Origin of the sequence: Streptacidiphilus carbonis (assembly GCF_000787775.1) — a bacterium.
Taxonomy (GTDB): Bacteria; Actinomycetota; Actinomycetes; order Streptomycetales; family Streptomycetaceae; genus Streptacidiphilus; species Streptacidiphilus carbonis.
On the sequence record NZ_BBPM01000057.1, the window covers coordinates 10462 to 19031 of the forward strand.

An 8570-nucleotide genomic window follows, 5' to 3' on the forward strand; every position below is an offset into this window, starting at 1 on the left:
TGGTGTCGCTGCTGCGCTCCGACCACCGGGCGCTGCGCCGCTACCGCTGCCAGGAGGGCGCCGCGGTGGCGGCCCCGCTCACCGTGCTCCTGGCGGCGGCGGACCCCAAGAACTCCCTGGAGCAGATGGAGGACTGGGGGCGGCACACCGAGCAGGGACACGGTGTGGAGAGCCTCTCCGGCGGCCACTTCTCACTGATCGAACGGGCGGCGGAGACGGCTGCCGTGCTCACCCGCCACATCCGCGAGGACCGGGTGCGGGCCGGCAGCACCCGGGCCGCCCCCGCCGACCTGGTACGGGAGATCCTGACGGCCGGGCTGGCCGGCCGCAGGCCGCAGCTCCCCACCGACCCGACCGCGCTGGAGGCCGCGGCGCGCAAGGTGCTGGCGCCGGAGGCCTACGCCTACCTGGCCGGGATGGCGGGCAGCGGCGCGACCGGCCGGTCCGACCGCGAGGCCTTCGACCGGGTGCGGCTGGTGCCGCGGGTGCTGCGCGGCGTCACCCGCCCGGACCCGGCGGTGTCCCTGTTCGGGCAGCGCCTGCCGGCGCCGGTGCTGCTGGCGCCGCTGGCCGCGCAGACGCTGGCGCACCCCGAGGGCGAGGCCGCCACCGCGCGGGCCGCCGCGGCGGCCGGCCTGCCGATGGTGCTGTCGAGCTTCTCCTCCCGCTCCCTGGAGGAGGTGGCCCAGCAGTCCGGCAGCGCCCCGCGCTGGTTCCAGCTCTACCTGCCCGCGGACCGGGCGGTGGCCGAGTCCCTGGTCCGCCGGGCCGAGGCGAGCGGCTACACCGCCGTGGTGGTCACGGTGGACGCCACCCACCTGGGCTTCCGGCCGGCCGAGCTCGACGCCGCCTACTCGCCCTTCCTCCGCGGCATCGGGATCGCCAACTTCACCGGCGACCCCGCCTTCCGGGCCGGGCTGCCGGCCGACGCCGACGCCCGGGCGGCCGTGCTGCGCTGGGCGCAGATCGCCACCAACCCCGCGCTCGGCTGGGACGACCTGTCCTGGCTGCGCCGGCTGACCAGCCTGCCCGTGCTGATCAAGGGCGTCCTGCACCCGGACGACGCCCGGCTGGCACTGGAGCGCGGCGCGGACGGCCTGGTGGTCTCCACCCACGGCGGGCGCCAACTGGACGGCAGCGTGGCCGCCCTGGACGCGCTGCCCGCGGTGCGCGCCGCCGTCGGCGAGCACGTCCCGGTGCTGCTGGACTCCGGGGTCCGCACCGGCAGCGACGTGGTCAAGGCGCTCGCCCTCGGGGCGGACGCGGTGCTGTACGGCAGGCCCTATGTGTACGGGCTCGGTCTGGACGGCCAGTTGGGCGTCGAGCACGTGCTGCGGTGCCTGCTCGCCGACCTGGACCTGGCCCTGGCGCTCACCGGCTGCGCGACCCTCGCCGACATCGGCGCCGGCCTGGTCGCACCGGGCGGGCGCCCCCTTCACCAGGCAGACACCTCCGGGTCCCGCGGGACCGGGGAGAACACCGGAGAGAACGGAGTACGGGGATGACGACGTCCAGCAGACGCGGAAACGACTGCACGGGCTGGCTGCGGCAGTACCACCAGGCGCCGGAGGACGGTCCGCTGCTGGTGGTCTTCCCGCACGCCGGCGGCGCGGCGACCGGCTACTACGGCCTGTCGAAGGCCCTGTCCGAGCACGCCGACGTGCTGGTCGCGCAGTACCCCGGCCGGCAGGACCGGCTGGCGGAGCGCTGCCTGGAGGACATCGGGGAGATGGCGGACCGGGCCGTCGAGGCACTGCTCCCCTGGCTGGACGGGCGCCCGCTGGTCCTGTTCGGCCACAGCATGGGCTCCACCGTGGCCTACGAGGTCGCGCTGCGGCTGGAGCGCCTCGACCTGGAGCACGCCCCGGCCGGCCTGATCGTCTCGGGCCGGGGCGCGGCGTCGCTGCAGACCAACAAGGGCGTGCACCTGCTCGACGACGAGGACATGACCCGGAGCATGGCCGCGCTGTCCGGCACCCCGGCGGTGCTGCTGGCCGACAAGGACCTGATGGCCGCCGTGATGCCCGCGATGCGCGCCGACTTCAAGGCGTCGGAGCTGTACCGGGGCGCGCCCGACGGCATGACCCGCTGCCCGATCAGCGCCTACTCCGGCAAGGACGACCAGGGCGTGCCGGCCGCCGACCTGCTGCGGTGGCGCGAGCACACGGCGGCGGCCTTCAGCGCCCGGTTCTTCGAGGGCGGCCACTTCTACCTCCAGCCGCGCGAGCAGGAGGTGGCCCGGGCGATCCGGGACGACCTCCGGGCCTTCACCTCGGAGGCGCTGGTGGGCAGCCGCTGACCCGGCCGCCGGACCGCCGGCCCGCCGGATCCCCGGCGCACGAGGGCCCTGCCGATCGCCGCGATCGGCAGGGCCCTTCCGGTGCGCGGGCGGTGCGCTCAGGCCTGTTCGGGCGTGAGCCTGACCCGCATGCCGCTCCAGCCGTGGCCGAAGTTGGAGAACAGCCTGGTGGGCTCGCCCAGCACCTCGCTGTCGGCGACCCTGGCGCACAGCGCCTCCAGCAGGGCCGTCAGGTGGACCCGGCCCAGGTAGGCGCCGAGGCAGAAGTGCGGGCCGTGCCCGAAGCTGACGTGCTTGTTGGGCGTGCGGCCCAGGTCGAAGGCGTAAGGATCGGCGAAGGCGTCCTCGTCGAAGTTGGCGGAGGCGTTCCACAGGGTGACGATGTCGCCGGCCCTGACCGTGTGCTCCCGGACCGGTACGTCGGTCAGCGCGTGCCGGCCGAAGTGCATGGTGGGGGTGGTCCAGCGCATCACCTCCTCGGTGGCGCTGTCCAGGCCCACTTCCCCGTTCTTCAGCCGCCGCCACTGGTCGGGGTGCTCGCTGAAGGCGAGCAGGGCGCCGGTGGCGGTCGCGCGGCTGGACTCGTCGCCGCCCAGCAGCAGGCTGTAGGTGTTGTAGATGATCTCCTCGTCGGTGAGCGGCACGCCGTCGATGAGGGCGGTGGCCAGGGTGCTGAGGACGTCCTCGCCCGGGTCGCGCCGGCGCTCCGCGAGCAGGCTGGAGATGTAGTAGATGATCTCGTTGCGGGCCATCAGCGATTCCGTCTCGCTGTCCTCGGCGCTGTAGCGGGACAGGGTCTGCGCGTTCCAGTCCACCAGCTGCTCGCGGTCCTCCTCGGGGACGCCCATCAGGTCGCCGATGCTGTGGATCGGGACCTGGTCGGCGACGTCCGTCACCCAGTCCAGCTCCCCCTTCGCCACCGCGGCGGCGACCAGCTGGTCGGTGCGGGAGCGGACGTTGGCCACCACCGGCGCCAGCACCCGCGGGGAGAAGGACTTCATCATCAGGTTGCGGATCTCGCGGTGCCGCGGTCCGTCGGTGACGGCGAGCATCCGGCCGGAGGCGGAGTCCTCGCCCAGCAGCAGGGTGCTGAGCACATTGCCGCGCTCCGAGGTGTACCGCTTGTTGTCGCGGTAGGTGGCCATGATGTCGTCGTACTTGGTGAGCACCCAGAAGCCGGGGCGCTCGCCGCGGGCCGGGTGCCAGAACACCGGGTTGTGCTCGCGGAAGGGCTGCCACATCCGGTGCGGGTCGTTGTCGAGGAAGGTCTGCGGGTCGGTGAGGTCGAAGGCGGCCGGGTCGGCGGCCGGGACGGTCGGGGCGGGCGCGGTCATGGGGTATCTCTCCTCGGGGCGGTTGCTAGGGCCTGGCCCTAGGCGGCGTCCGCCGGTACGGCGGTGGTGGCGAGTTCGGCGATGGTCTGCCTGCGGAACACGTCCTTGGCGGTGATCACCAGCCCGGCCCGCTTCGCCCTGGCGACGACCCTGATGCCGAGGATGGAGTCCCCGCCCAACTCGTAGAAGTTGTCGGTGACCCCGACGGACGGGACGCCGAGCACCTCCGACCAGATCCCGACCAGCAGCCGCTCGGCCTCGGTGCGGGGCTCCTGGGCGGCGGAGGGGGCGGCGGAGTGCTCCGGGGCCGGCAGGGCCTTGCGGTCGACCTTGCCGCTGGGCGTCAGCGGGAACTCGGCCAGGCACACCACGGCGGACGGCACCATGTGCTCGGGGAGCCGGGCGGACACGAACTCCCGCAGCTCGGCCGACTGCGGCCGCGCGTCGGCCGAGGCCGGGGTCACGTAGCCGACCAGGCGCTTGTGGTCGCCGTCGGCCAGGGCCAGCACCAGCGCCACCCCGACCTCCGGGTGCTGCTGCAGCACGAGCTCGATCTCGCCCGGCTCGATGCGGTAGCCGCGGACCTTGACCTGGTGGTCGGCCCGGCCCACGTACTCCAGCACTCCGGCGGCGGTCCAGCGCACCAGGTCGCCGGTCCGGTACATCCGGTGGTCCGGGGCCCTGCCGTGCGGGTTGTCCAGGAAGCGCTCCGCGGTCAGCCCCGGCCGGTTCAGGTAGCCCGCGGCCACCCCGGGGCCGGCGATGAACAGCTCGCCGGCCACTCCGACCGGCGCCGGCCGCAGCTGCTCGTCGAGCACGTAGGCCGTGGTGTTGGCGACGGGGCGGCCGATCGGGACGGGCATGTCCGGGTCGGCCGCGCGGATCAGGTGCCAGGTGCCGAGGACCGCGGTCTCGGTCGGCCCGTAGAGGTTCACCAGCCGCTGCGGCGGGGAGGCCGCCAGCACCTCGGCCACCCGTACCGAGTTGGCCGCCTCGCCGCCGAAGAGCACCTGGCGCAGCGCGCCGAAGGCGTGCGGGTCGGCGGCGGCGATCTGGTTGAACACGGCGGTCGTCACGAACAGCGTGGTGACGCCCTGTCGGCGCAGCACGGCGGTGAGTGCGGCCGGGTCCAGCAGGGTGTCCTTGTCGACGACGACCATCCGGCTGCCCGCCAGCAGCGGTCCCCAGATCTCCAGCGTGGCCGCGTCGAAGGTGACGTCCGAGCCCTGGGCCATCACGTCCTCCGGGCCCAGGGACATCCAGTCGGCGTTGCGGAAGAGCCGGACGACCGAGCGGTGGCCGATCACGGCGCCCTTGGGGGTGCCGGTGGAGCCCGAGGTGTACATCAGGTAGGCGGGGTCGTCGGCGGTGACCGCGACGCCCGGGTCCTGCGCCGGCAGCGCGGCCAGCACCTCGTCCAGCTCGTCCAGCGCGATCATCCTGGTGCCGGCCGACGGCAGTCTGCCGGTCAGCCAGGACTCGGTGAGGCACAGCGGCACGGCGGCGTCGGAGAGCATGAAGCCGAGCCGGTCCTCCGGGTAGTCGGGGTTCAGCGGCAGGTAGGCGCAGCCGGCCTTCAGGACGCCGAGCAGCGCGGTGACGAGCTCGGGACCGCGCGGCAGGCAGACGGCGACGAAGGTGCCGGGCCGGACGCCGTCGCCGACCAGCAGGTTGGCCAGCCGGTTCGCCCGGGCGTCCAGTTCGGCGTAGGTCAGCGCCTCCAGGCCGGCGGTGACGGCGACCGCTTCGGGGCGCAGCCGGGCCTGTTCGGCGACCAGGCCGTGCACGCACCGGTCCGCGGGGAAGGGGGACCGGTTGACCGCCCACCCGGTGGTGAGCAGGTGCAGTTCCTCGGCGTCGGCGAGCGGCAGCTCCGCCACCGGGAGCGCGGGGTCGGCCGCGGCGGCGGTCAGCAGCACCACCAGGTGCCGGGCCAGCACCTGCACGGTGGCCGCGTCGAACAGCGCGCTGTCGTACACCAGCTCGCCGAGCAGGCCGCCGTCGCCGGTCCCGGTGAACTCCACCGTCAGGTCGTACTCCGCGGGCGCGCCGGGCGCGGGCGCCGGTCCGGCGCTCCCGCGCAGCAGCACCACCGCCTCGGCGCCTGGCTCGCCGGGCTCGCCGGGCGCGTCCTGCCGCGCGAGCCCCTCGGCGAGGGCCGCGCAGCTCTCGGCGAGCAGCTCGGTGAACAGTCCCTCGGGCCTGACCCGGGCCCGCAGCAGCAGCGGGTCGCCGAGGGCGCCGGCCGGGGTGCCGAGCGCCAGGTCCTCCTGTCCGGTGTGGCGCGAGAACAGCACCTGACAGGCCGTCAGCAGACCTGCGAGCAGGGTGCCCCCGCACGCCTCGGCCGCCTCGGCGAGACCGCGCACGGCCTGGGCCGGGACCTGGAACCCGAGCCGCGCCGCAGCGGCGCTCCGTGCCCGGGACCGGGGGCGGTCGGTGGGCAGGCGCAGTGCGGGCTGGTCGTCGGCGGTCATGCCGTCAGTCCTTTCATTTCCGTCTCCTCCATCAGGTCGAGGAGCTCGGGGGTGACGAATTCGTCGATCGGGCAGACGCCGGACAGCGTCGAGAAGTACCGGTCCGTCAGCTCGGCGTTGCCGGCGATGGTGCGCAGCAGGTCCAGGTGGTGCGCCGGCGGAGCCAGCCGGGCGGTCTTCAGGGTGGCCCGGTACTCCGGTTCGAGGGCCTCCAGCCGCTGGGCGGCGAAGGCCTCCAGCGCGGCGGCGAGCCGGCCGGGCTCGTGCAGGCCGTCGCCGATGCAGTCGGCGAGCAGCTGGGCCTGGTAGAAGCCGTCGGTGATGCCGCGCGCGGTGATCGAGTCCTTGTGGTGGCCGGCGTCCCCGATCAGCACCCAGCCGGGGCCGGTCGCCTGCCGGAAGTAGTTGCGCTGGTCACCGGTGCCGTGGACGCGCTCCAGACGGGCGCCGCCGGCCATCTCCTCGCGCAGCTCGGGGGCGGTCTTCTCGACGTTGGCGAGCAGCGCGTTGAGCGCGTCGCCGCGCACGCTGTGGAACTGGTCCTGCGGGAGGTAGCCGGCGACGAGCGTCGCCCCGTCGTTGGTCGGCACGGTGCCGACCCAGTGCCCCGGCGTCTCGAAGAGCCGGAACCCGGGTTCCAGACCGGACCAGTACGAGTAGTAGGCGCAGGTGAGGGTCGGGTCCTCGACGACGGCCGGGACCCCGGCCTTCGCCGCCACGGTCGAGCGCATGCCGTCGGCGCCGACCACCAGCGCGGCCCGCTCCACGGCGCCCTGGCCGCCGGCGCCCAGCCGGACCCCGACCACGCGGTCGTCCTCGAAGACCAGGTCGCTCACCGGGCAGTTCTCACGGAACTCGACGCCCGCCGCGACGGCGGCCCGGGCCAGGATCGGGTCGAGCAGGTGGCGGCGCGGCGCATAGGCGGCGCGCTGCCCCTCGGCGGCCCAGGAGCAGCCGTCGAGCCGGATGTCCCCGTGGGTGAAGCGGACGTTGTCCAGGGCGGGCGCCCCGGTGCCCACCACCTCGGGCAGCACGCCCCAGCGGGCCAACGCGGCGACGCCGGGCTGATGGATGTAGAGGGTGGACAGGGTGTCCCTGGGGAAGGCCGCGCGCTCGACCATGAGCACTCGGTAGCCGGCGCGTGCGAGCAGCATCGCGGCCGGGGCCCCGGCGCAGCGGGCGCCGACCACGATCACGTCGTAGTGGGTCAAAAGATGCTCCTTGTCCTGCGCCGGCCCCAGCGGCCGGATCGCCTAGTCCACGCGGACCGGCAGCCGCCAGACCCCGGTGAACTCGGGGGAGGTGAGGAAGGCCGGTCGGTCGTCCGGGTCCACCCGCAGGGCGGGGAAGCGGTCGAACAGGATGTTCATGGCCACCCGCCCCTCCAGCCGGGCGAGCGGGGCGCCGAGGCAGAAGTGGATGCCCCGGCCGAAGCCGATCTGCGGGTTGGGGCTGCGCGCCGGGTCGAAGACGTCCGGGTCCTCGAACACCCGGGGGTCGCGGTTGGCGGCCGAGAACCAGACCTCCAGCACCTCGCCCTCGGGCACCCGCACCCCGGCGATCTCCACGTCGCGGGTGGTGACCCGGTAGCCCGCCGCGAGCGGGCTCAGGTAGCGGAGCGACTCCTCCAGCAGGCCCGGCACCAGCGACCGGTCCTTGCGCACCCGCTCGTCGACGTCGGGGAAGGCGTCCAGGCACAGGACGGTGTTGCCGAGCAGCATGGTCGTGGTGATGTGGCCGGCCGAGATCAGCAGGTTGCCGAAGTTGACGATCTGACGGTCGGTCAGCCGCTCCCCGTCCACCTCCGCCTCGATGAGCTTGGAGAACAGGTCCTCCCGGGGCCGCCGGCGCCGGTCGGTGACCTGCTCCAGCAGGTAGAAGCCCAGCTCCATGGCGGCCTCGGCCTGGGTGTCCAGCGACTCCTCCAGCGCGGTGTCGCCCGCCAGGGTGCTCAGCTGGGTGCTGGCCAGCAGGGACTGGTCGGTCCACTCCTTCAGCTGCTCCCGGTCGCTGCGCGGCAGGCCGAGCATGTCGCAGATGACGATCACCGGCAGCGGGTAGGCGAGCGACTCGGCCAGGTCGAACCGCTTGCCGTGGATCCCGTCGAGCAGTTCGTGGGTCAGCGCGGCGATCCGCGACTCCAGCTCGCCCACCATCTTCAGGGTGAAGGTCCGGCCGACCAGCTTGCGCAGCTTCTGGTGGTCCGGCGGGTCCGCCTGGGTCAGGTTGCCGTCGAAGGCGACGGCGGCCTGCTCCGGGGGGACGAAGCGGGTGGCGACCGCGGAGGAGAAGGTCCCGGGGTCGCCGAGGATCTCCAGCACCTCCGGGTAGCCGTAGACGTGCCACATGCCGATCGCCTCGTCGTACCGGACCGGCTGCTCCGGCCGCGTGCCGCGCAGCCAGAAGTGCATGGGGTGGATGTCCCACTTGCCGATGGGACCGTTCATCGGTTCGCTCCTT

Annotated in this window: 6 protein-coding genes; 2 read left to right on the forward strand and 4 right to left on the reverse strand. The window is 74.0% G+C overall.

The annotated features are described in order from the left end of the window. Positions 1-1505, forward strand: a 1505-nt coding sequence (locus TR46_RS42740; RefSeq protein ID WP_369406016.1) for an alpha-hydroxy-acid oxidizing protein, incomplete at its 5' end; no start/stop codon positions are given. Next, the gene (locus TR46_RS30725) at positions 1502-2299 is read left to right on the forward strand and encodes a thioesterase II family protein (RefSeq protein ID WP_042408041.1); all 798 of its coding nucleotides are present in this window, start codon (positions 1502-1504) and stop codon (positions 2297-2299) included. The genes TR46_RS42740 and TR46_RS30725, both read left to right, overlap by 4 nt. 98 nt (positions 2300-2397) lie before the next feature. On the opposite strand, the gene TR46_RS30730 is transcribed toward TR46_RS30725, so the two are convergent. The 4 genes from TR46_RS30730 to TR46_RS30745 all read right to left on the reverse strand — a co-directional run bounded on the left by TR46_RS30730 (position 2398) and on the right by TR46_RS30745 (position 8557). Further along, complete coding sequence (locus TR46_RS30730; RefSeq protein WP_042408042.1) at positions 2398-3633, reverse strand: cytochrome P450; 1236 nt, start codon at positions 3631-3633, stop codon at positions 2398-2400. A gap of 38 nt (positions 3634-3671) precedes the next feature. After that, the gene (locus TR46_RS30735) at positions 3672-6110 is read right to left on the reverse strand and encodes a non-ribosomal peptide synthetase (protein ID WP_052433230.1); all 2439 of its coding nucleotides are present in this window, start codon (positions 6108-6110) and stop codon (positions 3672-3674) included. Continuing rightward, positions 6107-7264, reverse strand: a complete 1158-nt coding sequence (locus TR46_RS30740; RefSeq protein ID WP_042408068.1) for an NAD(P)/FAD-dependent oxidoreductase — start codon at positions 7262-7264, stop codon at positions 6107-6109. Before TR46_RS30740 ends, TR46_RS30735 begins: the two co-directional genes overlap by 4 nt. 99 nt (positions 7265-7363) lie before the next feature. Next, a complete protein-coding gene (locus tag TR46_RS30745) occupies positions 7364-8557 on the reverse strand; it encodes a cytochrome P450 (protein ID WP_042408045.1) in 1194 nt (397 codons plus the stop codon). Positions 8558-8570 lie beyond the last annotated feature (13 nt).

Bases quoted from the DNA above. Each gene is read 5' to 3' on its own strand.
- TR46_RS30725 (WP_042408041.1), top strand. From the start codon at position 1,502: ATGACGACGTCCAGCAGACGCGGAAACGACTGCACGGGCTGGCTGCGG.
- TR46_RS30730 (WP_042408042.1), bottom strand. From the start codon at position 3,633: ATGACCGCGCCCGCCCCGACCGTCCCGGCCGCCGACCCGGCCGCCTTC.
- TR46_RS30735 (WP_052433230.1), bottom strand. From the start codon at position 6,110: ATGACCGCCGACGACCAGCCCGCACTGCGCCTGCCCACCGACCGCCCC.
- TR46_RS30740 (WP_042408068.1), bottom strand. From the start codon at position 7,264: ATGCTGCTCGCACGCGCCGGCTACCGAGTGCTCATGGTCGAGCGCGCG.
- TR46_RS30745 (WP_042408045.1), bottom strand. From the start codon at position 8,557: ATGAACGGTCCCATCGGCAAGTGGGACATCCACCCCATGCACTTCTGG.